Annotated in this window: 27 protein-coding genes; 15 read left to right on the top strand and 12 right to left on the bottom strand. The window is 59.4% G+C overall.

Features of this window, described 5'->3' with window-relative positions; all coding sequences use genetic code 11:
• Nucleotides 1-16: 16 nt before the first annotated feature.
• A complete protein-coding gene (locus KW062_RS21295; RefSeq protein ID WP_027620147.1) occupies nucleotides 17-460 on the bottom strand; it encodes a PilZ domain-containing protein in 444 nt (147 codons plus the stop codon).
• Here KW062_RS21295 and KW062_RS21290 point away from each other — a divergent pair.
• From KW062_RS21290 to cysB, 5 genes are all read left to right on the top strand, one after another.
• Nucleotides 459-845, top strand: a complete 387-nt coding sequence (locus KW062_RS21290) for a thioredoxin family protein (protein WP_105753774.1) — start codon at nucleotides 459-461, stop codon at nucleotides 843-845. The genes KW062_RS21295 and KW062_RS21290 overlap by 2 nt on opposite strands.
• Nucleotides 842-1801, top strand: coding sequence for a putative 2-dehydropantoate 2-reductase (locus KW062_RS21285; protein WP_027620149.1), 960 nt, complete (start codon nucleotides 842-844; stop codon nucleotides 1799-1801). Before KW062_RS21290 ends, KW062_RS21285 begins: the two co-directional genes overlap by 4 nt.
• 23 nt (nucleotides 1802-1824) lie before the next feature.
• A complete protein-coding gene (locus KW062_RS21280) occupies nucleotides 1825-2751 on the top strand; it encodes a 5'-nucleotidase (protein ID WP_105753773.1) in 927 nt (308 codons plus the stop codon).
• Nucleotides 2752-2824: 73 nt separating this feature from the next.
• The gene (locus tag KW062_RS21275) at nucleotides 2825-3325 is read left to right on the top strand and encodes a universal stress protein (protein WP_027620151.1); all 501 of its coding nucleotides are present in this window, start codon (nucleotides 2825-2827) and stop codon (nucleotides 3323-3325) included.
• 113 nt (nucleotides 3326-3438) lie between these two features.
• Nucleotides 3439-4413: an HTH-type transcriptional regulator CysB gene (cysB, locus tag KW062_RS21270; RefSeq protein ID WP_027620152.1), complete on the top strand. Its 975-nt coding sequence runs from the start codon at nucleotides 3439-3441 to the stop codon at nucleotides 4411-4413.
• A gap of 5 nt (nucleotides 4414-4418) precedes the next feature.
• Here cysB and KW062_RS21265 read toward each other — a convergent pair whose 3' ends face one another.
• Together KW062_RS21265 and KW062_RS21260 are read right to left on the bottom strand one after the other, a co-directional pair.
• Nucleotides 4419-4901, bottom strand: a complete 483-nt coding sequence (locus KW062_RS21265) for a GreA/GreB family elongation factor (protein WP_027620153.1) — start codon at nucleotides 4899-4901, stop codon at nucleotides 4419-4421.
• A 2-nt stretch (nucleotides 4902-4903) separates the two neighbouring features.
• Entirely contained in the window at nucleotides 4904-5305 is a 402-nt protein-coding gene (locus KW062_RS21260) for a hypothetical protein (RefSeq protein WP_027620154.1), read from the bottom strand.
• Between the two features lie 123 nt (nucleotides 5306-5428).
• On the opposite strand from KW062_RS21260, the gene earP reads away from it, so the two are divergent.
• Nucleotides 5429-6562 (top strand): elongation factor P maturation arginine rhamnosyltransferase EarP, encoded by a 1134-nt coding sequence (gene earP, locus KW062_RS21255; protein ID WP_027620155.1) that lies wholly within the window; start codon nucleotides 5429-5431, stop codon nucleotides 6560-6562.
• 48 nt (nucleotides 6563-6610) lie between these two features.
• Nucleotides 6611-7180, top strand: a complete 570-nt coding sequence (locus KW062_RS21250; protein WP_002554550.1) for an elongation factor P — start codon at nucleotides 6611-6613, stop codon at nucleotides 7178-7180.
• A gap of 69 nt (nucleotides 7181-7249) precedes the next feature.
• Here the strand turns inward: KW062_RS21250 and KW062_RS21245 are convergent, their stop codons facing one another.
• The 3 genes from KW062_RS21245 to KW062_RS21235 all read right to left on the bottom strand — a co-directional run bounded on the left by KW062_RS21245 (nucleotide 7250) and on the right by KW062_RS21235 (nucleotide 9363).
• Complete coding sequence (locus KW062_RS21245) at nucleotides 7250-7669, bottom strand: organic hydroperoxide resistance protein (RefSeq protein WP_027620156.1); 420 nt, start codon at nucleotides 7667-7669, stop codon at nucleotides 7250-7252.
• Between the two features lie 206 nt (nucleotides 7670-7875).
• A complete protein-coding gene (locus tag KW062_RS21240; protein WP_027620157.1) occupies nucleotides 7876-8337 on the bottom strand; it encodes a MarR family winged helix-turn-helix transcriptional regulator in 462 nt (153 codons plus the stop codon).
• A 69-nt stretch (nucleotides 8338-8406) separates the two neighbouring features.
• Nucleotides 8407-9363, bottom strand: coding sequence for a LysR family transcriptional regulator (locus tag KW062_RS21235; RefSeq protein ID WP_027620158.1), 957 nt, complete (start codon nucleotides 9361-9363; stop codon nucleotides 8407-8409).
• Between the two features lie 107 nt (nucleotides 9364-9470).
• On the opposite strand from KW062_RS21235, the gene KW062_RS21230 reads away from it, so the two are divergent.
• Nucleotides 9471-10220: a sulfite exporter TauE/SafE family protein gene (locus KW062_RS21230; protein WP_027620159.1), complete on the top strand. Its 750-nt coding sequence runs from the start codon at nucleotides 9471-9473 to the stop codon at nucleotides 10218-10220.
• Here the strand turns inward: KW062_RS21230 and KW062_RS21225 are convergent.
• Nucleotides 10210-11064 (bottom strand): LysR substrate-binding domain-containing protein, encoded by an 855-nt coding sequence (locus tag KW062_RS21225; protein ID WP_027620160.1) that lies wholly within the window; start codon nucleotides 11062-11064, stop codon nucleotides 10210-10212. The genes KW062_RS21230 and KW062_RS21225 overlap by 11 nt on opposite strands.
• Before the next feature lie 96 nt (nucleotides 11065-11160).
• Here KW062_RS21225 and KW062_RS21220 point away from each other — a divergent pair, with 96 nt between their 5' ends.
• The 3 genes from KW062_RS21220 (at nucleotide 11161) to KW062_RS21210 (ending at nucleotide 13056) form a co-directional block, all read left to right on the top strand.
• The gene (locus KW062_RS21220) at nucleotides 11161-11388 is read left to right on the top strand and encodes a DUF1127 domain-containing protein (RefSeq protein WP_027620161.1); all 228 of its coding nucleotides are present in this window, start codon (nucleotides 11161-11163) and stop codon (nucleotides 11386-11388) included.
• A 156-nt stretch (nucleotides 11389-11544) separates the two neighbouring features.
• Complete coding sequence (locus KW062_RS21215; RefSeq protein ID WP_105753772.1) at nucleotides 11545-11763, top strand: DUF1127 domain-containing protein; 219 nt, start codon at nucleotides 11545-11547, stop codon at nucleotides 11761-11763.
• A 66-nt stretch (nucleotides 11764-11829) separates the two neighbouring features.
• Complete coding sequence (locus tag KW062_RS21210) at nucleotides 11830-13056, top strand: winged helix-turn-helix domain-containing protein (protein WP_105753771.1); 1227 nt, start codon at nucleotides 11830-11832, stop codon at nucleotides 13054-13056.
• 6 nt (nucleotides 13057-13062) lie between these two features.
• Here KW062_RS21210 and KW062_RS21205 read toward each other — a convergent pair whose 3' ends face one another.
• Nucleotides 13063-14409: a class II 3-deoxy-7-phosphoheptulonate synthase gene (locus KW062_RS21205; RefSeq protein WP_105753770.1), complete on the bottom strand. Its 1347-nt coding sequence runs from the start codon at nucleotides 14407-14409 to the stop codon at nucleotides 13063-13065.
• A 133-nt stretch (nucleotides 14410-14542) separates the two neighbouring features.
• On the opposite strand from KW062_RS21205, the gene KW062_RS21200 reads away from it, so the two are divergent.
• A complete protein-coding gene (locus KW062_RS21200) occupies nucleotides 14543-15298 on the top strand; it encodes a spermidine synthase (protein WP_027620165.1) in 756 nt (251 codons plus the stop codon).
• On the opposite strand, the gene KW062_RS21195 is transcribed toward KW062_RS21200, so the two are convergent.
• Nucleotides 15295-16086 (bottom strand): crotonase/enoyl-CoA hydratase family protein, encoded by a 792-nt coding sequence (locus KW062_RS21195; protein WP_105753769.1) that lies wholly within the window; start codon nucleotides 16084-16086, stop codon nucleotides 15295-15297. The genes KW062_RS21200 and KW062_RS21195 overlap by 4 nt on opposite strands.
• A gap of 422 nt (nucleotides 16087-16508) precedes the next feature.
• Here KW062_RS21195 and KW062_RS21190 point away from each other — a divergent pair, with 422 nt between their 5' ends.
• Nucleotides 16509-18182 carry a DEAD/DEAH box helicase gene (locus KW062_RS21190; RefSeq protein ID WP_105753768.1) on the top strand — a complete coding sequence of 558 codons (1674 nt, stop codon included), beginning with the start codon at nucleotides 16509-16511 and terminating at the stop codon, nucleotides 18180-18182.
• An 84-nt stretch (nucleotides 18183-18266) separates the two neighbouring features.
• Here KW062_RS21190 and KW062_RS21185 read toward each other — a convergent pair whose 3' ends face one another.
• Complete coding sequence (locus KW062_RS21185) at nucleotides 18267-19034, bottom strand: DODA-type extradiol aromatic ring-opening family dioxygenase (RefSeq protein WP_105753767.1); 768 nt, start codon at nucleotides 19032-19034, stop codon at nucleotides 18267-18269.
• A gap of 103 nt (nucleotides 19035-19137) precedes the next feature.
• Here KW062_RS21185 and KW062_RS21180 point away from each other — a divergent pair, with 103 nt between their 5' ends.
• Nucleotides 19138-19797: a thiopurine S-methyltransferase gene (locus KW062_RS21180; protein WP_027620169.1), complete on the top strand. Its 660-nt coding sequence runs from the start codon at nucleotides 19138-19140 to the stop codon at nucleotides 19795-19797.
• A 55-nt stretch (nucleotides 19798-19852) separates the two neighbouring features.
• Here KW062_RS21180 and htpX read toward each other — a convergent pair whose 3' ends face one another.
• Both htpX and KW062_RS21170 read right to left on the bottom strand, forming a co-directional pair.
• Nucleotides 19853-20740: a protease HtpX gene (gene htpX, locus KW062_RS21175; protein ID WP_027620170.1), complete on the bottom strand. Its 888-nt coding sequence runs from the start codon at nucleotides 20738-20740 to the stop codon at nucleotides 19853-19855.
• 306 nt (nucleotides 20741-21046) lie between these two features.
• The gene (locus tag KW062_RS21170; RefSeq protein WP_027620171.1) at nucleotides 21047-22258 is read right to left on the bottom strand and encodes a pyridoxal phosphate-dependent aminotransferase; all 1212 of its coding nucleotides are present in this window, start codon (nucleotides 22256-22258) and stop codon (nucleotides 21047-21049) included.
• Nucleotides 22259-22482: 224 nt separating this feature from the next.
• Here KW062_RS21170 and msrB point away from each other — a divergent pair, with 224 nt between their 5' ends.
• Nucleotides 22483-22878 (top strand): peptide-methionine (R)-S-oxide reductase MsrB, encoded by a 396-nt coding sequence (gene msrB, locus KW062_RS21165; RefSeq protein ID WP_105753766.1) that lies wholly within the window; start codon nucleotides 22483-22485, stop codon nucleotides 22876-22878.
• Nucleotides 22879-22980: the final 102 nt, after the last annotated feature.

Below are 22980 nucleotides of genomic sequence, written 5' to 3'. Positions count from 1 at the left end.
ATGGGCAGGCAGCGGTTTAATCCAGTGCAGGAATCGTAAAAGCCTGGCGAACGGTCTCGTGCGAGTACTCGCTGGCGTGCTGGTCGACCCATTGCAGGGCCAGTGCCTGGCTGCCGGGTTGTTCGCCCTGGAGTTGCTGCTGGCGGCAGTAACGTTCGATCTGGCAGACCTGCTCACCCATGCGGGCCATGAACAGTGTCTGTTCGTCGATGAAGGCGATGCCCACCAGATAACTGTGCTTGCGACGCAGGCACCAGGCTACGTAGCCCAGGTAGCAGACCTGTTCGCTCAGGGTCGGCATGCGCACTTCCAGTGCCGTTCCCTTGCGCCAGGCGCGGTGATAATTGCAAGCCACGCCGCCGAGACTGATAGTGTGCAGCTCTTGCCGAGAGATACATTCATGCTTGCGCAACGTCAGCTCGACAGGCACATCGTCAGGATGAGGAATGAAACGCCCCATGAACACGGACTCCAAATGTCGGTCATTCGACAGTGTTCCCCCCAGTATAGTGGTCGAATCGGATCTGACCGATTTTGACCTCGACCAACAGCTGTTGGCGATGAATGGTGTATCGCTGGTGATTTTCACCAGTGTCGGCTGCTCCAGTTGCCGATGGGCACGCCAGCAACTGCCAACGCTTGGGCTGGATGTCGATCGTTTGTGCTGGATCGATGCTGGCGACAACGGCGGTGCGGTCGAGCGTTACCAGGTCTTTCATTTGCCGGCGTTGTTTGTGGTACGCGACGGTGAGTTTTTTGGCGCAGTCCAGTCGCGCCTGAGCCGCAGCGAACTGAATGCGGCAGTGGGGCAGGCGCTGTGTCGTATTCCTGAGGAGTTGCCATGACAGAATCAGTAGTCAGACCGAAAATCGGCGTTATCGGAACCGGGGCCATTGGCGGCTTCTACGGCGTGATGCTGGCGCGTGCCGGTTTCGATGTGCATTTCCTGCTGCGCAGCGAATTCGCAGCGGTGGCTGAGCACGGCTTGCAACTGCGCAGCGCCGCCCATGGTGCTATCACGCTTAGTCCCGTGCAGGCTTACAGCGCGGCGCAAGACATGCCAGCGTGCGATTGGTTGCTGGTCGGCACTAAGACCACCGGCAACGCCGAGTTGGCGCCCGCGATCATCAAGGCAGCAGCGCCGGGGGCAAAAGTCCTGTTGCTGCAAAACGGCCTGGATGTGGAGGACAGCTTGCGTGATCTGTTGCCCGATTCCCTGCACCTGCTCGGCGGCCTATGTTTCATCTGCGTTCACCGTGCCGGTCCCGGGATCATCGAACACCAGGCGCTTGGGGCCGTCCACGTGGGCTATCACAGCGGTCCGGCAGGGACCGACCAGGCAGCGCGCCAGCAGATCGTCGAGCAGGGCGCGGGACTGTTTCGTGCCGCTGGTCTCGATTCCCAGGCCATGGCCAATTTGCAGCAGGCGCGTTGGCAGAAACTGGTCTGGAATATCCCCTATAACGGCTTGTCGGTTTTACTCGGTGCGAGCACTACGCCACTGATGGCGAGCGAGTACAGCCGGGAACTGATCCAGGCTTTGATGGCCGAAGTGGTGCAAGGTGCACTGGCCTGTGGGCACAGCATGGCCCCGGGCTATGCCGAGTATCTGTTCAAGGTCACCGAGCAGATGCCCGATTATTGGCCGAGCATGTATCACGACTACCTTCATAAACGGCCGCTGGAACTGGCGGCTATTTACCAGGCGCCTTTGGCCGCGGCCAACGCTGCGGGTTGTCGGTTGCCGAAAATCGAGGCGTTGTATCAAGCCTTGCGTTTTATCGATGAGCGAAACGGCTGAGGGGTTCGGCCTGGGGGAAGCAGATGGCAAAGGGCATTGATGACAAGCTGGTGCTGGCGATTTCTTCGCGGGCGCTGTTTGACCTGAGTGAAAGTCACAAGGTTTATCTGGCCAGTGGTGTCGAGGCCTACCGGCAGTACCAGATCGAACATGAGGACGAGATCCTCGAACCCGGCGATGCGTTTCCTTTGGTGCAAAAACTGTTGAATCTCAACACGAGCCTGGGCAAGGCGCGAGTCGAAGTGGTGCTGGTTTCGCGCAATAGTGCCGACACCGGTTTACGTGTATTCAACTCTATCCATCATTACGGTCTGGCGATATCCCGAGCGGCCTTTGTCGGTGGGCGCAGCCCCTATCCGTATCTCAAGGCTTTCGAGTGCGATCTGTTTCTCTCCACACACGCCGAGGATGTGCGAAGCGCGCTGGACGCCGGGTTTGCCGCCGCGACCATCCTTTCCGGTGGCGCCAGTCGCGCAGCCAGCGAGGAATTGCGCATTGCCTTCGATGGTGATGCGGTGCTGTTTTCCGATGAGTCGGAGCGGGTCTATCAGTCCGGTGGCCTGGAGGCCTTTCAAGCAAGTGAGCGTGAAGCGGCGCGTGAGCCGTTGCGTGGGGGGCCATTCAAGGGTTTCCTTGCAGCGCTCAACGCCTTGCAGCGCGAGTTTACCGAAGACAATTGCCCGATTCGCACCGCGCTGGTGACCGCGCGCTCGGCCCCCGCTCACGAACGGGTGATCCGCACCTTGCGCGAGTGGGACATTCGTCTCGACGAATCATTGTTTCTCGGCGGCTTGACCAAGTCGGCGTTCCTCGAGGCTTTCGCCGCCGATGTATTTTTCGACGACCAGGCCGGCCATTGCGAGCTGGCACGCGAGGTGGTGGCCACCGGTCATGTGCCTCACGGGATCAGTAATGAGTTGAAAGTCCGGGCCCCGACTTCCGGGGCTTGAGCGACGCATCGCACTCCTTGCAGCGCTGCTAAGCTGAATCCATCTCCGCCATCCTGGCACTCGAGGAGGTCACATGATTCGTTCGATGTTGTACGCCACTGACCTCGGCCTCTACGCACCTTTTGTCATGCAACACGCACTGGCATTGGCAAGGACATTCAAAGCCGAATTGTATGTGGTCCATGCGGTCGAACCCATGGGACTGTTTGCGGAGTCAGTATTGCAAAGCTATCTGGACGAGCAGGCCCTCAATGAGTTTCACAGTCAGGGTTTGAACACCGTGATGATCAATATTGAGCAGCGGGTGCTCGACAGCTTGCGCGAAGAGTTGGGGGAGGGGCAGCAGGACCTTGAGCTGATCCAATCGGTCAGGGTATTCCAGGGTGATCCGTCTAAAGTCATTCTCGAACAGGCTGAGAAGCTGTCGGTGGATCTGTTGATTCTCGGTAGCCATAGCCACGGGGCCGGCGGGGAGACCCCCCTGGGGCGTACGGCAGCCCGTGTGCTGCAACTGTCGAAGGTGCCGGTGTACATGGTGCCGCTGTCCCAACGCCGGCGTCACGGTGACATTTGAGGGGAGAGTGCTGGCCTTTTGATGAAAAAGTTCTAGATTTATTCTGCAAACCATTAATATAGTTATATATCGTCGCTGATGCCCGTGGCGTCTACCTGCTTTGAGGGATTCATATGAAGCTTCAACAATTGCGCTACATCTGGGAAGTGGCGCACCACGACCTCAACGTTTCCGCCACCGCCCAAAGCCTCTACACCTCGCAACCGGGCATCAGTAAACAGATCCGCCTGCTGGAAGATGAACTGGGTGTCGAGGTCTTCGCGCGCAGCGGCAAGCACCTCACCCGCGTTACTCCGGCCGGTGAACGCATTATCACCACCGCTGGCGAGATCCTGCGCAAAGTCGAAAGCATCAAGCAGATCGCCCAGGAATTCTCCAACGAGAAGAAGGGCACGCTGTCGATTGCCACCACCCACACCCAGGCGCGCTATGCCTTGCCACCGGTGATCAGTAACTTCATTAAGCAATACCCGGACGTTGCGCTGCACATGCACCAGGGTTCGCCGATGCAGATCGCCGAGATGGCGGCTGACGGCACCGTGGATTTTGCCATCGCCACTGAAGCGCTGGAATTGTTCGGCGACCTGGTAATGATGCCGTGCTATCGCTGGAACCGTTGCGTGGTGGTGCCGCAGGGCCATCCGCTGACCAAGCTGCCGAAGCTGACCCTCGAAGCCTTGGCTGAATACCCGATCGTGACCTACGTCTTCGGTTTCACCGGTCGTTCGAAACTCGACGAAGCCTTCAGCCATCGTGGCCTGACGCCGAAAGTGGTGTTCACCGCTGCCGACGCGGACGTGATCAAGACTTACGTACGCCTGGGCCTGGGTGTCGGGATCGTGGCGAAAATGGCGGTCGACACCAAACTCGATAACGACCTGGTGGTCCTGGATGCCAGCGAACTGTTCGAGTCCAGTATCACCAAGATCGGTTTCCGTCGCGGCACCTTCCTGCGTGGCTTCATGTGCGACTTCATCGAGAAGTTCGCGCCGCACCTGACCCGTGAAGTCATGGCCAAGGCCATCCAGTGCCATAACAAGCAGGAACTGGAAGAGTTGTTCGAAGGCGTCGAACTACCGGTTCACTAAACCCGTCAGACGACCTCGGTGACCGTGAACTGTTGCCGGGTGCCGCCTGCCAGTATCTCAACCTCGTCGCCCTCGAACTTGCCCAGCAGGCTTTTGCCCAGCGGCGAGCGGGGGCTGATGACGGTGATCAACTGCCCCACCAGGTAGACCTTCAATCCCGCTGCGTCGGGTGCCAGGAACAGCCATTGCTGGCGCCCCTGCTCATCCTCCAGAGCCATTAACGCACCGACCTGAATGCCCAACTGATCGTCGTAAGGGCGCAGGCTGAGGTTCTGGCACAGCGTCAGCGCCTGGCGTATCTCCTCCACTCGCCTGGCCTGGCCGGCAGCGAGGTAGGAGGCTTCCAGGCCGAGGGTGTCGTATTTGTTTTCAGCAATGTTCTCTTCGTGGGTTGCGGTTTCGTAGGCGGTTTGTGCCGCGCGCCGGGCGATCTCCAGATCGCCTGCGAGCTGTTCCAGGATCAGGCTGTGAACGGTTTGTTTATTCATCTTCAATCGCAGAATTGCTGAACGTTGGCGCGACTTTTTGCGCTGGGAATGTTTTTGTCTTGCGCCAACCAGAACTGACACGTGGGATTGGACTCATTGCGTGGGTTGTTGCGTGCTTGTTCCAGAGACTCCTGCTGTGCCTGTTTGGCGAGGTTGTCCTTATATTGCTCGAACATCGGATTGGGCGCGGCCGACTCGATTGCGACCGGTTTGGGCTGGGCTGCCTGATGAGCGATCTCGGAAAGCGCCGCCAACTGCTCGCCAAACAGCAGTCTGGATAGCAGCCACGCTGTCAGGACAATTGCCACAAATCCCAGCCACATGCCAAGCGCGATGCTGCCGACCACTTGCAGCGGGTTGAGGGTGATCGACACGCTGCGGCGAGCGGGCGGACGGTAGGGCATGGTGGCCTCCTGGCGGGGCAATTTGGGCGACGCTGGATTGTCGCATGAAGATTAATCGACGTCGGCTCTTCTGCCCGCAACGATTTATACGGACAATCGAGGTCTTTGCCCACGGAGCCCGGAATGAAAGTCCACTGGGATATTTTTTGCACCGTCGTCGATAACTACGGCGACATCGGCGTGACCTGGCGCCTCGCCCGGCAACTGGTGGCTGAGCAGTCCTGCGTGGTGCGCTTGTGGGTCGATGATTTGCGTGCGTTCGAGCGCATGTGTCCGGAACTCGACATTACCCGGGATCAGCAATGGCAACAGGGTGTCGAGGTGCGTCACTGGTCGAGCGACTGGCAGCCAACTCCCGCCGCTGATGTGGTGATTGCAGCGTTTGCCTGCCAATTGCCGAGCGCCTATATGGACGCGATGGCTGCCCGAGAGCGGACCCCGCTGTGGATGAACCTCGATTATCTCAGCGCAGAGGACTGGGTTGTTGGCTGCCACGGCCTGCCCTCGGTCAAATTCAAGCAGGTACAGAAGTACTTTTTCTTCCCCGGTTTCCAGGTGGGAACCGGTGGCTTGCTGCGTGAACGCGAGCTGTTGGCCAGCCGCACGCGTTTTCAAGCCAGTGCCCATGCGCAACGTGAGTTCCTGTGGGAGCTTGGGGTGCAGCGTGTCGAGGGCGCCCGATTGATGTCGCTGTTCGCCTACGAAAATGCCGGGCTGGCCGATTGGCTGGACGTCATGGCCAGCGATGCCCGGCCGACGCAACTGTTGGTACCCGAGGGCCGAATTCTGGGTGACGTCGCACGCTGGCTCGGGGTTGAAGGGTTGACGGTGGGGGCGATCGAGCAACGGGGTGCCCTGACGGTGCAGGTGCTGCCATTTGTCAGTCAGGATCAATATGACCAGCTGCTCTGGTCCTGCGATTTCAACGCGGTGCGCGGTGAGGACTCATTCGTACGGGCGCAATGGGCCGCTCGTCCGATGTTGTGGCACATTTATCAACAGGAAGATGACGCCCATCTGGAAAAGCTCGAAGCCTTTCTGGCGCTCTATTGCAGATCCTTGTCGCCTGCTGCCCGGGTTGCGCTAGAGGGGTTGTGGCGTGCCTGGAACACCGGCGCGGGTGTGGCCGCTGCGTGGATTCTAGCCCTGGAACACTGGCCCGAACTGCAAAAGCACGCTGATGATTGGTGTCTGGAACAGGCCTCGCAGCCTGATCTCGCCTCAGCGCTGGTACAGTTTTACCTAAATTGGATATGATACGCGGCCTAGATTTTAGTAAATCCCATCCAAATTCGGATATTCGCAATGAAAACTGGTAAAGAACTGAAACCCGGTACGGTGATCCGTCTCGAAAACGACCCTTGGCTGGTTCAGAAAGCTGAATTCACCAAGTCCGGTCGTAACAGCGCGATCATGAAGACCAAGCTGAAAAACCTGCTGACCGGTTACAAGACCGAGATCGTTTACAGCGCTGACGACAAACTGGACGACGTGATCCTCGACCGCAAAGAAGCGACCCTGTCCTTCATCAGCGGCGACACCTACACGTTCATGGACACCACTGACTACACCATGTACGAGCTGAACGCTGAAGACATCGAAAGCGTTCTGCCATTCGTGGAAGAAGGCATGACCGACGTTTGCGAAGCCGTGTTCTTCGAAGACCGTCTGGTTTCCGTAGAGCTGCCGACCACCATCGTGCGTCAGGTTGACTACACCGAAGGTTCCGCTCGCGGCGACACTTCCGGCAAGGTGATGAAGCCTGCCAAACTGAAGAACGGTACCGAGCTGTCGGTTGCTGACTTCATCGAAATCGGCGACATGATCGAGATCGATACCCGCGAAGGCGGTTCTTACAAAGGCCGTGCTAAATAAGCACCGTTCTTGTAGGCAAGAAAAAGCCCGACCATTGAGTCGGGCTTTTTTGTGCGCGTTTGCCAGGGATCACACGCTGACGTGCAGGCGCACATCGACATTGCCGCGGGTGGCATTCGAATAAGGGCAGACCTGATGCGCAGCATCAACCAGGCTTTGCGCGTCCGTTTGCTCAAGGCCGGGCAGGCTGACGTGCAGGTCGATATCCAGGCCGAAGCCGCCGGGGATCTGGCCGATGCCAACGTGGGCAGTGATCGAGGCGTCGTCGGGGATTTTGCGCTTGGTCTGGCTGGCAACGAATTTCAATGCGCCGATGAAGCAGGCCGAGTAACCGGCGGCGAACAGTTGCTCTGGGTTGGTTGCAGCACCACCGGCACCGCCGAGTTCTTTGGGGGTTGCCAGTTTGACATCGAGAATTCCGTCGCTGGAGACGGCGCGGCCATCACGGCCACCGGTAGCGGTTGCGACTGCGGTGTAGAGGGTTTGCATGACGGGAGCCTCATTCTGAATGGGTGTTTGCGCTAAAGGTTTGCGCGCTAAGTAAGTGCGAGATAAATGTATCGCGCTAATGTTTTGCGCGCAAGATAAATGCTCGAATTTGTTTCGCCGTTCGTCTGTCGAAATCAGCGCGAGCGCGAGGTGACTGTCTGGAAGTGGCGTGGGATCAAGCGTACGGATCGCGTGTCAGGAAGGAATTACAGGCTGTGTTGCAAATGGCTGCGCAGGTTTTGCAGATCCTCTTGCAGTTTGCGCATTTGTTCCAGCGCCAGACCGCTGGCGCCCAGGATGCAGGGCGGCACGTCGCGGGCTTGTTGTTTGAGGGCCTGGCCGCGTTCGGTCAGTTTGACGATCACCACCCGTTCGTCCTCGCGGCTGCGGGTGCGGCTCAACAGGCCTTCGCTTTCCAGCCGCTTGAGCAGCGGCGTCAGGGAGCCGGGATCAGTCAGCAAACGGGCACTTATTTCGCCTACCGTCAGCCCGTCCTCTTCCCACAACACCATCATCGCCAGATATTGCGGATAGGTCAGTCCCAAGGCCTGCAGCAGAGGTTTATAGACCTTGGTCATCATCAGGGAGGTGGAGTGCAGGGCAAAGCACAGTTGATTGTCCAACAACAGATTGTCGCAAGGGTCCGGGGTATCGCTCTGGCGGGTCATGTTTAAACCTTGAACGGTGGTCGTGATGAATCTAGTGGGCGAGTGTTTAACGCGCCAGGGATTATTCAGTTACAGGCGGTTGAAGTCGCGCTGCAGTGCCAGATCCCAAGGTGGCACCGGGCTGAAACGGCTCTTGAGGTACTCCAGGAGCAAGCGGCTGCGCGAACTGGCCTGTTGCTCCAGGCGCAAGGCATAGATCCCGGAATTCTCGGGTTTTGGCAGACCATTGTCGCAGAACAATGGCAGTAATTCGCCACGCAGCAGGTATTCACTGCATAGCCAAGTGGGCAGGTGAGCAATGCCCAAGCCCGAGAGTGCACCGTAGAGGAACGCTTCGGCATTGTTGGCGCTCAAGCGGATGCGTTGCGGCCGATGCAGTTGCATTTGCCCGTCCTGCTCGAAACGCCAGGCGAACGGCGGGGCCAGGCCATCCCAGTCCAGGCCGTCGTGGTTAACCAACTCGCTCGGTTGTTGCGGTGTACCACGACGCTTCAGGTACTCCGGGCTGGCGCAGGCAATTCGCACCATGTTGGCCAAAGGCGTCGCCACCATGCGCGTGTCCGCCAATTGACCTGCGCGCAGGACCAGATCGACTTTGCCCAGGTGCGAGCCGTGCATGTCCACGAAGCTGTCGATCAGGTGCAGTTGCACATCCAGCCCCGGGTAGAGCAGGAGAAAGTCGGCGATCACCGGCGCCAGGTGCCTGCGGCCGAAGGCTGCGGGGGCGTCGACCCGAATCAGTCCTTCAGGCGCGCTGCTCAGGGAGGCGACCTCGGCCCGCGCCAGGCGCAACTCGCCGACAATGCGTCGGGCTCGCTCGGCAAACGCCAATCCCGCTGGAGTAGGACGCACAGCATGAGTGGTGCGCACGAACAATTGGCTGTCGAGCGCCTGTTCCAGACTATCGATACGCCTGGCGACGGCGGAGGGTGTCAGCGGATGGCGTCGGGACGCAGCGGAAAAACTGCCGGTTTCCACGACATCAAGGAATAGACCCAATTGATCGGTGAGCGTTGTGGGGTTCATGGAGGATTGCTTGTGCGAATTTGGCATAGCCATTGTGCGTTGCTGTGCGTTTCCCCGCTAGCCCCGACTGCGTAGGATGCACCCATTGACGTGAGGGAATTTGACCTGTGATTGAGTTGACGATGTACCTGCTGCTCGGTGCAGCCTTGGGGACCGTAGGTGGTTTGTTTGGAATCGGCGGTGGCTTGATCGCCATTCCCGCTCTGGGCGTGTTATTTGGCCTGGATCAGCAGCTTGCCCAGGGCACAGCTCTGGTCATGGTGGTGCCGAACGTGATGCTGGCGTTATGGCGTTATCACCAACGTAATCGCATCGAGTTGCGCCACGCGCTGCCGTTGGCCTCCATGGGGTTCTGCTTTGCCTGGCTCGGTTCGATCTGGGCGGTGGGGGTCGACGCTCAGGTGATGCGCATCGGGTTCGTGGTGTTTCTGGTGGCCTTGTCGGTCTACAACCTGATGCGCATGTTCATGACTGCGGCGGCACCGACTGCGCAGATGCGCTATTCGTGGCCCTGGCTCGGGGTGCTGGGCGCGGCGTCCGGCGTCATGGGTGGCTTGTTCGGGGTGGGCGGCGCTGTGGTCGCAACGCCGGTATTGACCAGCTTGTTTGGCACCACCCAGGTGGTGGCCCAGGGCCTGTCGTTGGCACTGGCTTTACCCAGCACCGGCGTGACCCTGGCGACCTACGCCCTGCACCAGCAAGTCGACTGGCACATCGCGTTGCCCATGGCGGTGGGCGGTCTGCTCAGTATCAGTTGGGGCGTGAAGATTGCCCACGCCCTGCCGGAGCGGCTACTACGCGGTTTGTTCTGCGGTTTTCTGGTGCTCTGCGCGGTGATGCTCGCCTTTAAAGTTTGAAGCCTTCGACGATGTGCTCCGCCAGGCATTCGGTAATCGGCGACGGATTATGCAGATTGCGCAGCAGCATGATGCTCGCCTCGGGCAGTTGGGGCAGGCCTTCGGCCTCGCCGAGGATGCGCATGTCCTGCGGGATCAGGCTTTCCAATTGAGCGGTCACCGCCAGCCCGGCGCTGACCACTGCCATCAGCGCCGACAGGCTCGAACTGTTGTAGGCGATGCGGTATTCACGTCCGGCGGCATCCAGCGCATTACAGGCCCAAAGACGGCAGAAGCAGTCACTGTTGAACATCGCCAGCGGCAAGGGTGATTGCTCGACAGGGTTGTAGCACTGGGCCTGGGCCCAGACAAAACGCTCCTTGCGCAACAGCTGGCCGATTTCGTTGCCGGGTTCGCGGGTCACGATGGACAGGTCGAGGTCCTGGCGCAAGAGAAGTTGCTTGGACGACTCGCAATGCACCTCGATCTGCACCAGCGGGTAGGACTGGGCAAAGCGCGAGAGAATTCCGGGCAGAAAGCGCATCACATAGTCATCCGGCGTGCCAATGCGTACGGTGCCCACCATGTGCGGCTCGCGTAGGGTATTGAACACCTCGCTGTGCAATTTCAGGATACGCCGCGCATAACCCAGCAGCACCTCACCCTCTGCGGTCAGCTTGACCTGACGCCCGTCGCGCTGAAACAGCTGGCGTTGCAGCACATCTTCTTCCAGGCGTTTCATCTGCATGCTGACGGCCGATTGCGTGCGGTTGACCATTTCGCCTGCGCGAGTGAAGCCACCCTGGTCGGCAATCGCGACGAAAGTGCGCAGAACGTCGGTCTCGATGCTGGGGAATTGGCTCACTCATCAATCTCCGAGATGTGTTGCATTAGAAACATTCGTTGGATTGATCATAAACCCGGAGCGAAACTTGAGCCATCCACAACGGAGGGCAAGACGATGAAAGGTCAAAAAGCGTACCAGCAGATTGATTCAGTTTCCCACCCTGGTTTCTCAGCGCACCTGATGCTGGAAAAACTCGGGCGTTGGTATCAACTCCACCGCGAGCGCATGTTGCTCGCCAGCCTGAGTGATGAGGCGTTGAAGGACATTGGCTTGAGCCGGGCGGATGTCGAGCAGGAGTCTGAGCGACATTTCTGGGAAGACCCCATGGGGTTAGGTAAATAGCGCTTGTTGAAATCTTCGGTCACGGCTTCAGCGCATATAGCCGAAGGCTCTGCGTTGAGGCTTGTGCTGTTGAGGACATCGGCGGTCACGGTTCTTTGCTGGGCCGGCATCGTCACCTGGACAAGACTGCGCCCTCATTTTTCGAGGAGTAGTGTCATGGAACGACAAAGAACAACCGTTCGAGCTGGAGCCCGTACCGCCGGTCAACGCCTGCGCAGCGCTGTGGCGCAAGTGAACCGCTGGCGGCAGTTGAGTCAGAACCGCGCCGAGTTGGCGCGCTTGAGTAATGAGCAACTGCGCGACATTGGCCTGAATCGGCTGGATGTGCTTAGGGAGACCTCCCGGCCGTTTTGGGATGACCCCCTCAAACGCTGACCCATCTGCTTGGCCTCGGTCTCGCTTGCCACTAAGGTAAGGGAGTCCCCCCAAAAAAGTCGCGCCATGACTACTTCCCTCGCTTTCTCTCTGAAACAGGCCAGGCGACTGGCGCTCAATGCCCAGGGCTTTTCCGGGCGCCAGCCAGCAGCGCAGGTCAAGTCGACACAGGTCAACCGACTGATCGAACGCCTGGGGGTGTTGCAGATCGACTCGGTCAATGCCCTGGTGCGTTCGCACTATTTGCCGCTGTTTTCCCGCCTCGGCAACTATGCTCCCGAACTACTCGACCTGGCGGCCTGGAGTCAGGGGCGCAAGCGCACCCTCTTCGAGTATTGGGGGCACGAGGCTTCGCTGCTTCCGTTGTCGATGTACCCGCTGATGCGCTGGCGTATGCAGCGTGCGGCGCAGGGTCAGGGGATCTATCAGCAGCTCGCACGTTTTGGGCGTGAGCAACAGGACACCATTCGCCGGGTCTTGGCGTCGGTGGAAGAATTGGGCGCGTTGGGCGCGTTGGGCGCGGGTAGCCTGTCGACGCGTCAGGAGCGGGCCGGACCCTGGTGGGACTGGAGCGCTGAAAAACACGCTTTGGAATGGTTGTTTGCCGCCGGCGAAGTCACAGTGGCGGGGCGCCGTGGTTTCGAGCGGTTGTACGACCTGCCGGAACGAGTGATTCCCGTATCTATTCTTCAGCAGCCTGTCCTGGGCGAGTCCGAGGCGCAGCGCACGCTGGTGCTGCACGCTGCGGCTGCGTTAGGTGTCGGCACTGAAAAGGATTTGCGCGATTATTTCCGGCTCGGCGTCCTGGAGTGTCGCCAGGCCTTGGCCGGACTTCTGGAGGAAGGTTTGTTGCAACGTTGCGAAGTGCAGGGTTGGAAGCAACCAGGCTGCTGCCTGATGGAAGTGACTGTGCCACGCAAGGTCAACGCCAGTGCCTTGCTTTCGCCTTTTGACTCATTGATTTGGGAGCGAAGCCGCACCGAGCGCCTGTTCGATTTTCACTATCGCCTGGAAATCTACACGCCGCCGGGCAAGCGCCAGTACGGCTATTACGTCTTGCCGTTTTTGCACCACGAACGCATAGCGGCGCGGGTCGATTTGCGGGCCGAGCGCGCGTTGAATCGCCTGGCTGTGCATGCGGTGCATGAAGAAACCCGAGGGCTGGATGAGGAGGGTATGCAGGCGTTGGCTCTGAATCTGCGGCGTCTGGCCGATTGGCTGGGGTTGTCCAGCATTCAGCTCAATTGCCCCCGCGCCAGTGCGGCGCGGTTGCGGGTGGCGTTGGCGGGCTGATGCAGGTTAGCGGCGAACCTGTTTCAGGGTCTCTGCGATCAGGAACGCCAGCTCCAGTGACTGGTCGGCATTCATCCGTGGATCGCAATGGGTGTGATAGCGATCCGACAAGCCATCTTCAGTAATCGGGCGAGCGCCGCCGATGCATTCGGTGACGTTCTGTCCGGTCATTTCGATATGGATCCCGCCGGCGTAGGTCCCTTCGGCCTGGTGGACCTGGAAGAATTGCTTCACCTCGCCGAGGATCTGTGCAAAGTCGCGGGTCTTGTAGCCGCTGCTGGCCTTGATGGTATTGCCGTGCATCGGGTCGGAACTCCAGAGCACTTTCTTGCCCTCGCGCTCGACGGCGCGAATCAACTGCGGCAAGTGATCGCCGACCTTATTGGCGCCCATGCGGGCGATCAGGTTCAGGCGACCGGGGTCGTTGTCCGGGTTGAGCACGTCGATCAAACGAATTAAGTCATCGGTATTCATGGTGGGCCCGACCTTGACCCCGATCGGATTGTTCACCCCGCGCAGGAATTCGACATGGGCGCCATCAAGCTGGCGGGTGCGATCGCCGATCCACAGCATGTGGGCCGAACAGTCGTAGTAGTCATTGGTCAGGCTGTCGCGACGGACAAAGGCTTGCTCGTAATTCAGCAGCAAGGCTTCGTGGGCAGTGAAGAAGCTGGTCTCGCGCAGTTGCGGCGAGGAGTCCATACCGCAGGCGCGCATGAAGGCCAGGGTTTCATCGATTCGATCGGCCAGGTGGCTGTATTTTTCTGCCAGCGCCGAGTTGGCGATGAAATCCAGGTTCCATTTATGGACTTGGTGCAAGTCGGCAAAGCCGCCCTGGGCGAAGGCCCGCAGCAGGTTCAGGGTAGCAGTCGACTGATGGTAGGACTGCAACAGCCGCTCAGGATCCGGTACCCGGCTTTTTTCGTCGAAGCCGATGCCATTGACGATATCGCCACGGTAGGCCGGCAGGGTTACGCCGTCGATGGTTTCGTCGTTGGCCGAACGGGGTTTGGCGAACTGCCCGGCCATGCGGCCGACTTTGACCACCGGACAACCTGCGGCGAAGGTCATGACGATCGCCATTTGCAGCAGCACCTTAAACGTATCGCGAATCTTCGCCGCCGAGAACTCGGCGAAGCTTTCCGCGCAATCGCCGCCCTGCAACAGAAACGCCCGGCCTTGGGTGACCTCGGCAAACTGACGGCGTAACTCCCGGGCTTCCCCGGCAAACACCAGGGGAGGATAGCTGGCCAGGCTCTGCTCGACAGCCTGCAAATGCGCCGCGTCAGGGTAGTGGGGTTGTTGCTGGATCGGCAGTGCGCGCCAGCTTTCAGGGCTCCAGGGTTGGCTCATCACGGTCTCTAGTGTTTACGCTCGGGGCCCTCATGTTATCAGCAAATTAGTGCGTGACCTGCTCCCGACCCTTGGCGGACAATTGCGCTTTTGCCGCAACCGCGGAACAGCCGGGCAACGACCAGGAGAGGAAATGACTGAGGAGCGCGTCGAGCATCTGCTCGCCGAAGTGCACGATGAGTTCGGCATGATTCGCGTGCTGGAAGTGGCGGATTATCGCTTCCTCGAATTTGGTGATGCGATCGAGCAAAGCTGTGTATTCACCGCTGATCCGAGTTGGCTCGAGTACGACTACACCCGCGCCATGTTGATCGGCGCGTTATGCCATGAACAGCCGGAAAGCGCGCTGTTCCTCGGTCTGGGGGCTGGGACGCTGACCCAGGCGTGCCTGAAGTTCCTGGCGCTGGAAGACGTCGAGGCGATCGAGTTGCGCCCCGATGTGCCACGCCTGGCCATCGAGTATCTGGGGCTGGACGATGATCCGCGGTTGTACATCCGTATCGGCGATGCGCTGGAATTGCTGGAAACGGCGGAACCAGCCGACCTGATTTTCGTCGACCTGTACACCGATGTCGGGCCGGGTGTAGGGCATCTGGCCTGGAGTTTCCTGGAAAACTGCCAGAAGCGCCTTAACCCCGGTGGCTGGCTGGTCATCAACCAGTGGGCGACCGATGACGGCAAGCCATTGGGCGCGGCCTTGTTGCGCGGGCTCTATCACCGACATTATTGGGAGTTACCGGTAAAGGAGGGCAACGTCATCCTGCTGGTGCCTGCCGATCTCGATCAAGGGTTGGATATCGCCGGGCTCAGCGCCCGCGCCGACGCCCTGGCGCCACGCTTGGGTTATTCATTGCAGCCACTGATCAAGGCGATTCGTCCGGCGACCTAATAGCCCTTGAATACCCCACTGCGTTTCTCGATCATCGAGCGCAGGCCTTCTTTGGCGTCCTCACTGTTGAGCAGTTTTTTTGCCAATAGCGGCAAAGCCAGGGCGGCTGCAGCCTCGCCTTCGAGGTGGGCCTGGCGCGCCGACTGCAAGGTTGCCTGAACGCCCAAGGGCGCCTGGCGGGCGATGCGTTCGGCCAGCTCAAGGGCGCGCGGCAGCAAGTCCTCACTGGCCATCACTTCCTGCACCAGGCCCATGTGCAAGGCATCGTGGGCATCGAACTCGTCCCCGGTCAGCAGCCAGCGCATGGCATTGCCCCACCCGGACAGCCGATGCAGGCGCAGCGTCGCGCCACCAAAAGGAAAAATCCCGCGCTGGACTTCCAACTGGGCAAAGCGGGTGTTGCTGGCGCACAGGTTAATATCGGCGGCGAGCATCAATTCGATGCCGATGGTCAGGCAGTACCCTTGAGCCGCGACAATCACTGGTTTGCTGACTCGTGGGCCGGCGAACACCCCCCATGGGTCGCAACCGCCAGCTGGTACCTGCCAGCCCTGGGCCAGGGATGCGCTGGCGCTGGCCAGGTCGAGTCCGGCAGTAAAGTGATCGCCGTGGGCAAACACCACCGCGACGCGGGCCTCGCTGTCCGCTTCGAATTCGCCATAGGCCAGGCTCAGGGCGTTGAGCAGTTCGATATCGAAGGCGTTGCGCTTGGCCACGCGGTCGAGTCCGATCAGCCAGACATGACCGCGCCGTTCCCGGCTGACACGACTGCAATCCGGTTGATTCATGCTGGCAATCCTCGGGCGGGTAGGGGCGTCTCGGAGCGACGGTACCAGTCTGCAGGGTGAACCGTTTAAGCTTGATGACCAGCAGGACCGGGCCTTTGAAAAATAGACCCTTGTACGATTATCCGCAAAGCCTGGGACACTCCTGCGTGAGCTGGCGTTTTCATATAAATAAAGCTCCCTTTTTTAACGAATTCCGGTATAGTACGCGCCGGCCTTTAGCCGGGCCGCGTTTAGGTAGCGCAATTCCCCGAAGTCAGCTTCGGCTGCACGTCCGCCAGCGGACTCTTCCTTGACGATTCTTTTTCATTCATTCGTTTTCGCAAATCCCCGCCGACAAAGCTGCCAGGGCGACTCTTGAGTCTCAACACGGCATGCGCAGCTTTGGAGCATGGGTCTTTGCGGATGCACTTAGAGGCAGACCCATGACCCAGGAAATCGGCGGCTTCGCCGCTCTTGAACTTCACCCTAGTATTGTCGCTGCAGTAGTCGCTACCGGCTATGAAGAGCCTTCGGCCATTCAGCAGCAGTCGATCCCGATCATCCTCGCCGGTCACGATATGATTGGTCAGGCGCAAACCGGTACCGGTAAAACCGCTGCCTTTGCCCTGCCTATCCTGCACCGCATTGATCCGTCCAAGCGCGAGCCGCAAGCTCTGATCCTGGCCCCAACTCGTGAGTTGGCGCTACAAGTTGCAACCGCTTTCGAAACCTACGCCAAGCAAATGCCGGGCGTAACCGTTGTGGCTGTCTACGGCGGCGCGCCGATGGGCCCACAACTGAAAGCAATCCGTAATGGCGCACAGATTGTTGTCGCCACTCCGGGCCGTCTGTGCGACCACCTGCGTCGCGACGAAAAAGTACTGGCGACCGTGAACCACCTGGTTCTCGACGAAGCCGACGAAATGCTCAAACTGGGCTTCATGGACGACCTGGAAGTCATCTTCAAGGCAATGCCGGAAAGCCGTCAGACCGTACTGTTCTCGGCCACCTTGCCACAGTCGATCCGTGCCATCGCCGAGCGCCACCTGCGCGATCCGAAGCACGTGAAGATCCAGAGCAAGACCCAGACCGTGACCGCGATCGAACAGGCTCACCTGTTGGTTCACGCTGACCAGAAGACCTCGGCTGTATTGAGCCTGCTGGAAGTGGAAGATTTCGACGCACTGATCATGTTCGTGCGGACCAAGCAAGCGACCCTGGACCTGGCCAGTGCCCTGGAAGCCAAAGGCTACAAAGCCGCTGCGCTGAACGGTGACATCGCCCAGAACCAGCGTGAGCGCGTGATCGACTCCCTCAAGGATGGCCGTCTGGACATCGTTGTTGCGACCGACGTTGCTGCTCGTGGCCTGGACGTTCCGCGCATCACTCACGTGTTCAACGTTGACATGCCGTACGATCCTGAGTCCTACGTTCACCGTATCGGCCGTACCGGCCGTGCCGGTCGCGAAGGTCGTGCGCTGCTGCTGGTGACTCCGCGTGAGCGCCGCATGCTGCAAGTGATCGAGCGTGTAACCGGGCAAAAGGTTGCTGAAGTTCGCCTGCCTGACGCACAAGCAGTCCTGGACGCGCGCATCAAGAAGCTGACCAACAGCCTGTCGCCGCTGGTGGCCGACGCCGAATCGACTCACGGTGATCTGCTTGATCGCCTGACCGCCGACATCGGTTGCAGCCCGCGTGCCCTGGCCGCAGCCCTGCTGCGCAAGGCAACCAACGGTCAAGCGCTGAACCTGGCCGCGATCGAGAAAGAGCGTCCACTGGTGCCGAACAACGCCCCGCGTGGCGATCGTCCAGAGCGTTCCGGTGATCGTCCGGAACGTGGTGATCGTGAGCGTCGTGCGCCGATCCCGCTGGCCGAAGGTCGTGCTCGTTGCCGTACCGCGCTGGGCGCGCGTGACGGTATCGCCGCCAAGAACCTGCTGGGCGCCATCCTCAACGAAGGCGGCCTGGCCCGCGAAGCTATCGGTCGTATCCAGGTACGTGACAGCTTCTCCCTGGTGGAGCTGCCGGAAGATGGTCTGGAAAAACTCCTGACCAAGCTGAAGGACACTCGCGTTGCTGGTAAGCAGCTGAAACTGCGTCGCTATCGCGAAGATTGATCTGCTCTCGGGCTGATTGATCGAAGATAAAAAAATCCCCGACTGGTTCGGGGATTTTTTTTGCCGTTAGCAAAGCCCAATCAATTAACCGAAGCGATAAATGTCCATGCCCAGGGCGCCAAGAGTGAACCCTTGATGGGCAATGCTGAAATCACCGCCTGCGCCACGGGCAAAGTACAACGGCAGCAGGTGTTCATCGCTGGGGTGGCTGCGTACGGCATGCGGTGCTTGCCGGCGATAGTCATGCAACGCGGCCTCATCGTTGGCCGCCAGCTTGTCGACCATCCAATCACGAAATGCCAAGGCCCAAGGCTCCACGCTCTCGGGGCCGGCATGCCAGTCCAGTTCGCGCAGATTGTGGGTAATGCTGCCGGAGCCGATCAGTAGCACGCCCTGTTCCCGCAAGCTGGATAGCGCGTGGCCGATGCGCGTCTGCAACTCGGGGCCAGCCTGGCTCGGCAACGAAACTTGCACCACCGGAATGTCGGCGTGCGGATACATCAGCGACAACGGCACCCAGACGCCGTGATCGAACGGCCTGAGGTCATCCAGTGTCGCTGGCAGGCCGTCTGCAGCCAGCAGCTCGGCCACCTCGGCTGCCAGTTGTGGCGCGCCCGGCGCAGGATATTGCACGGCAAACAGGGCGGCGGGAAATCCACCAAAGTCATGCCAGGTTTCCGGGTTCTGGCCACTGCTGACCCGCAGATCGCGGCTTTCCCAGTGGGCGGAGATGATCACGATGGCTTTGGGCGTTGGTAGTTCATTGGCCAGGCGGGCCAGGGCCGGCCCGCTGGCGCCGGGCTCTAGCGCCAGCATGGGGGAGCCGTGTGAGATAAACAGGCTGGGGAACATGGATAGGGTCCTGAGCGTTAAGATGGAACCATCTTCAGTCAGATCATTGATCTAAATCTAATATAAGTTTTAGGGCATATTGATCGAATTTTCAGGGTGATGCATGCAGCCGGAATTTTGGCAAAAGCGTTGGGCCGACAATCAGATCGGCTTCCATCAAGCGCAGATCAATCCATATTTGCAGCGGCACTGGTCGCAGTTGAATCTTGCCGATGACGCGCAGGTGCTGGTGCCCTTGTGCGGCAAGAGCCTGGATATGCTGTGGCTGGCAGGGCAGGGCCATCGAGTATTGGGGGTAGAGTTGTCGCGCAAGGCGGCAGAGGATTTTTTTGCCGGGCATGAGCTGACGCCGAACGTGACTCAGCGTGGCGCTTTCACGGTATTTGAGGCCGGAAATATCCGTCTATGGTGTGGCGATTTTTTCGCTCTGGAGGCAACTGATTTGGTCGAGTGTGCGGGGCTCTATGACCGGGCGGCGCTGATCGCCCTGCCACCGGCCATGCGTGAACGGTATGCCGCGCATCTGCTGAAGATTCTTCCTTCAGGTGCTCGGGGCCTGTTGATCACCCTTGAGTATCCGCAGGTGCAAATTGAGGGGCCGCCCTTTGCGGTGCTCGAAGGAGAAGCTGAGGTCTTGCTGGGTGGGCGCTGGCGCCTGCAAACCCTGGAGGTAGCCGATATCCTCGGCGAGAGCCCGAAGTTCCTCAAGGCTGGCGTCGCTGGCTTGCAGGAGCGGGTTTATCTTCTCGACTCCAACGGCTGAGTCGTATGGGCACAAAAAGGGCGACCGAGGTCGCCCTTTTACTATTTCGCCTGGATCAGCCGCGACGACGCAGTGCGTCGATACGCTCTTCCAGCGGCGGGTGGCTCATGAACATGCGAGCAAAGCCTTGCTTGAGACCGCCATTGATGCCGAAGGCATTCAGGGTGTCCGGCATGTGCACCGGCAAGCCTTGTTCCGAACGCAGCCGCTGCAGGGCACCAATCATTGCGCTGGTACCGGCCAGGCGGGCACCGGCTTCGTCGGCACGGAACTCGCGCTTGCGCGAGAACCACATGACGATTGCGCTGGCGAGGAAGCCCAACACCAGTTCAGCGAAGATGGTCGCGATGTAGTAGGCAATGCCCTGGCCTTCTTCATTCTTGAAGATCACCTTGTCGACAAAGTTGCCGATGATCCGCGCAAAGAACATCACGAAGGTGTTCACCACCCCCTGGACCAATGCCAGGGTGACCATGTCGCCATTGGCCACGTGGCCGATTTCGTGTGCCAGTACGGCCTTCACTTCATCCGGCGAGAAGCGCTCCAGCAAACCTTGGCTGACCGCCACCAGGGCGTCGTTCTTGTTCCAGCCGGTGGCGAAGGCGTTGGCCTCGTAAGCCGGGAAAATACCGACTTCGGGCATCTTGATCCCGGCTTCGCGGGACAGTTGCTCAACAGTTTGCAGCAGCCATTGCTCGTGGCGAGTGCGCGGCTGGCTGATGATTTGCGTGCTGGTGCTCATTTTCGCCATCCACTTTGAGATGAACAGCGAGAACAGCGAACCGGCGAAACCAAAGACTGCACAGAAAATCAGCAGCTGATTGAGGTTGAGATCAACCCCGTTGGCCGCCATGAACCCGTTGAAGCCGAAAAGGCTCAGGGTGATGCTGGCAATCAGCACGACCGCCAGGTTAGTGGCCAAAAACAGCAGGATGCGCATCATGGTTGTAGAAATCTCCTCATGCTAAAGATGTAGCTTACTGCGGGGTATATAAGGTGATGCACCGGGCTATTCAACCAGGTGACTATTTCAAACTGTGTCCTACAGCCAAATTCTAGATGCTTGCAGGATATTTCACGCATGGCTTGCGGTGAAATTCGACGCGCATTTTCGTACGTGGGGCCCCGCGAGCAAGGGCAAACGGCCAATCGCATCAGGACGTAAGCGCAGCGGGCGGGTGAGGCAGGAGGATATGTTGCTGAATCAGTCATCGGGGAGTCAGTCATGCACTCCCCGACGACGGCGTGATTACTGGCGATAGGACTTCAGAAAGTTGCCGATGCGTCCGATCGCCATATCCAGATCGTCCACCCGCGGCAAGGTCACTACGCGGAAGTGGTCTGGCCATGGCCAGTTGAATGCGGTGCCCTGGACCACCAACAGCTTTTCCGAGAGCAGTAGATCGAGGACGAATTTTTCATCGTTGTGGATCGGGCAGATTTTCGGGTCGATCCGCGGGAAGGCGTAGAGCGCGCCCATGGGTTTGACGCAACTGACTCCCGGAATGTCGTTGAGCAATTCCCAGGTGCGATTGCGCTGTTCCAGCAGGCGGCCCTGGGGCAAGACCAGGTCGTTGATGCTCTGGTAGCCACCCAACGCCGTCTGGATCGCATGCTGGCTCGGCACGTTGGCGCACAGGCGCATATTGGCCAGCATATCGATGCCTTCGATGTAGCTCTGGGCGTGGTGCTTGGGACCGGAAATGGCAATCCAGCCAGAGCGGAAGCCTGCCACTCGGTAGGACTTGGACAGGCCATTGAAGGTCAGGCAGAGCAGGTCTGGCGCCAGCGAGGCGGTGCAGATGTGCACGGCGTCGTCGTAGAGGATCTTGTCGTAGATCTCATCGGAGAACACCACCAGGTTGTGCTGACGCGCCAGTTCCAGCATGCCCAGCAAGACTTCCCGCGAGTAGACCGCGCCGGTCGGGTTGTTCGGATTGATGATCACTAGCGCCTTGGTGTTCGGAGTGATCTTGGCCTTGATGTCGGCCAGGTCCGGGAACCAGTCGGCGCCTTCGTCGCACAGGTAGTGCACGGCGTTACCGCCGGCCAGGCTCACCGCGGCGGTCCACAGGGGATAGTCAGGGGCCGGCACCAGCACTTCGTCACCGTTGTTCAGCAGGGCCTGCAGCGACATCACGATCAGTTCGGAAACGCCGTTGCCCAGGTAGATGTCTTCGATGCCGACACCTTCGACCTGCTTCTGCTGGTAGTACTGCATGACGGCCTTGCGCGCGCTGAACAGGCCTTTGGAGTCGCTGTAACCCTGGGCAGTCGGCAAGTTGCGGATGACGTCCTGAAGGATTTCATCGGGTGCTTCGAAACCAAAAGGTGCCGGGTTGCCGATATTCAGCTTGAGGATGCGATGGCCTTCCTCTTCCAGGCGTTTGGCGTGCTTGAGCACCGGGCCGCGAATGTCATAACAGACGTTGGCGAGCTTGTTCGATTTGCTGACCTGCATGGCGATGTGTTCCCGAAAATGAACGATCCAGACGTTGTGTGCACTACCGTACTGGGAGTCCTGCGCTCTCACGTGGACCCGGCGCCTCGCAACACCGCAGCAAAATCCGTTTGAATGCGTGTAGCGTGGCTGCCAGACTGGCGTTTGACGAGGCGCAATCATACGTGCCGCCTGATCCGTGGAAAAGGTACAGATCGGGCTTTTTAAATTGCCGAGGCAGGACTATGGAAAAGTTGGAAAAAACCCTGGAGGAATGGCGTGCGATGCTCGACCCCGAGCAGTACAACGTGTGTCGCCTCAAAGGCACCGAGCGACCATTCTCGGGCAAGTTCAACGGGACCAAAACAGCGGGTGTTTATCACTGCATCTGCTGTAACGAGCCGTTGTTTGACTCTGAGACGAAATTCGATTCAGGTTGCGGCTGGCCGAGCTTCTACGCGCCCATTGGCGAGAGTGCCATGGTCGAAATCCGAGATATCAGCCACGGAATGATCCGCACCGAAGTGGTTTGTGCCAAGTGTGATGCGCATCTGGGACACGTGTTTCCCGATGGTCCGCCACCGACCGGTTTGCGCTATTGCATCAACTCCGTGTGCCTGGATCTGGTACCGCGCGACTGACAGGGCAGTGGCTGGTCATCGAAGGGGTGGCCGGCCGTGCGCACAATTTCACGGGTAATTAAATTGCGCACAATCAAATTGCTCGCTATGTTTACATCTTCC

The organism is Pseudomonas fluorescens, from assembly GCF_019212185.1.
Lineage (GTDB): Bacteria > Pseudomonadota > Gammaproteobacteria > Pseudomonadales > Pseudomonadaceae > Aquipseudomonas.
Note: the sequence above shows the minus strand (reverse complement) of the source record. Positions and strands in the feature narration are given on the sequence as shown.

Excerpts from the sequence above, each read along its gene's own strand:
- KW062_RS21290 (WP_105753774.1), top strand. The coding sequence starts at position 459 with ATGAACACGGACTCCAAATGTCGGTCATTCGACAGTGTTCCCCCCAGT.
- KW062_RS21295 (WP_027620147.1), bottom strand. The coding sequence starts at position 460 with ATGGGGCGTTTCATTCCTCATCCTGACGATGTGCCTGTCGAGCTGACG.
- KW062_RS21285 (WP_027620149.1), top strand. The coding sequence starts at position 842 with ATGACAGAATCAGTAGTCAGACCGAAAATCGGCGTTATCGGAACCGGG.
- KW062_RS21280 (WP_105753773.1), top strand. The coding sequence starts at position 1,825 with ATGGCAAAGGGCATTGATGACAAGCTGGTGCTGGCGATTTCTTCGCGG.
- KW062_RS21275 (WP_027620151.1), top strand. The coding sequence starts at position 2,825 with ATGATTCGTTCGATGTTGTACGCCACTGACCTCGGCCTCTACGCACCT.
- cysB (WP_027620152.1), top strand. The coding sequence starts at position 3,439 with ATGAAGCTTCAACAATTGCGCTACATCTGGGAAGTGGCGCACCACGAC.
- KW062_RS21265 (WP_027620153.1), bottom strand. The coding sequence starts at position 4,901 with ATGAATAAACAAACCGTTCACAGCCTGATCCTGGAACAGCTCGCAGGC.
- KW062_RS21260 (WP_027620154.1), bottom strand. The coding sequence starts at position 5,305 with ATGCCCTACCGTCCGCCCGCTCGCCGCAGCGTGTCGATCACCCTCAAC.
- earP (WP_027620155.1), top strand. The coding sequence starts at position 5,429 with ATGAAAGTCCACTGGGATATTTTTTGCACCGTCGTCGATAACTACGGC.
- KW062_RS21250 (WP_002554550.1), top strand. The coding sequence starts at position 6,611 with ATGAAAACTGGTAAAGAACTGAAACCCGGTACGGTGATCCGTCTCGAA.
- KW062_RS21245 (WP_027620156.1), bottom strand. The coding sequence starts at position 7,669 with ATGCAAACCCTCTACACCGCAGTCGCAACCGCTACCGGTGGCCGTGAT.
- KW062_RS21240 (WP_027620157.1), bottom strand. The coding sequence starts at position 8,337 with ATGACCCGCCAGAGCGATACCCCGGACCCTTGCGACAATCTGTTGTTG.
- KW062_RS21235 (WP_027620158.1), bottom strand. The coding sequence starts at position 9,363 with ATGAACCCCACAACGCTCACCGATCAATTGGGTCTATTCCTTGATGTC.
- KW062_RS21220 (WP_027620161.1), top strand. The coding sequence starts at position 11,161 with ATGAAAGGTCAAAAAGCGTACCAGCAGATTGATTCAGTTTCCCACCCT.
- KW062_RS21215 (WP_105753772.1), top strand. The coding sequence starts at position 11,545 with ATGGAACGACAAAGAACAACCGTTCGAGCTGGAGCCCGTACCGCCGGT.
- KW062_RS21210 (WP_105753771.1), top strand. The coding sequence starts at position 11,830 with ATGACTACTTCCCTCGCTTTCTCTCTGAAACAGGCCAGGCGACTGGCG.
- KW062_RS21205 (WP_105753770.1), bottom strand. The coding sequence starts at position 14,409 with ATGAGCCAACCCTGGAGCCCTGAAAGCTGGCGCGCACTGCCGATCCAG.
- KW062_RS21200 (WP_027620165.1), top strand. The coding sequence starts at position 14,543 with ATGACTGAGGAGCGCGTCGAGCATCTGCTCGCCGAAGTGCACGATGAG.
- KW062_RS21195 (WP_105753769.1), bottom strand. The coding sequence starts at position 16,086 with ATGAATCAACCGGATTGCAGTCGTGTCAGCCGGGAACGGCGCGGTCAT.
- KW062_RS21190 (WP_105753768.1), top strand. The coding sequence starts at position 16,509 with ATGACCCAGGAAATCGGCGGCTTCGCCGCTCTTGAACTTCACCCTAGT.
- KW062_RS21185 (WP_105753767.1), bottom strand. The coding sequence starts at position 19,034 with ATGTTCCCCAGCCTGTTTATCTCACACGGCTCCCCCATGCTGGCGCTA.
- KW062_RS21180 (WP_027620169.1), top strand. The coding sequence starts at position 19,138 with ATGCAGCCGGAATTTTGGCAAAAGCGTTGGGCCGACAATCAGATCGGC.
- htpX (WP_027620170.1), bottom strand. The coding sequence starts at position 20,740 with ATGATGCGCATCCTGCTGTTTTTGGCCACTAACCTGGCGGTCGTGCTG.
- KW062_RS21170 (WP_027620171.1), bottom strand. The coding sequence starts at position 22,258 with ATGCAGGTCAGCAAATCGAACAAGCTCGCCAACGTCTGTTATGACATT.
- msrB (WP_105753766.1), top strand. The coding sequence starts at position 22,483 with ATGGAAAAGTTGGAAAAAACCCTGGAGGAATGGCGTGCGATGCTCGAC.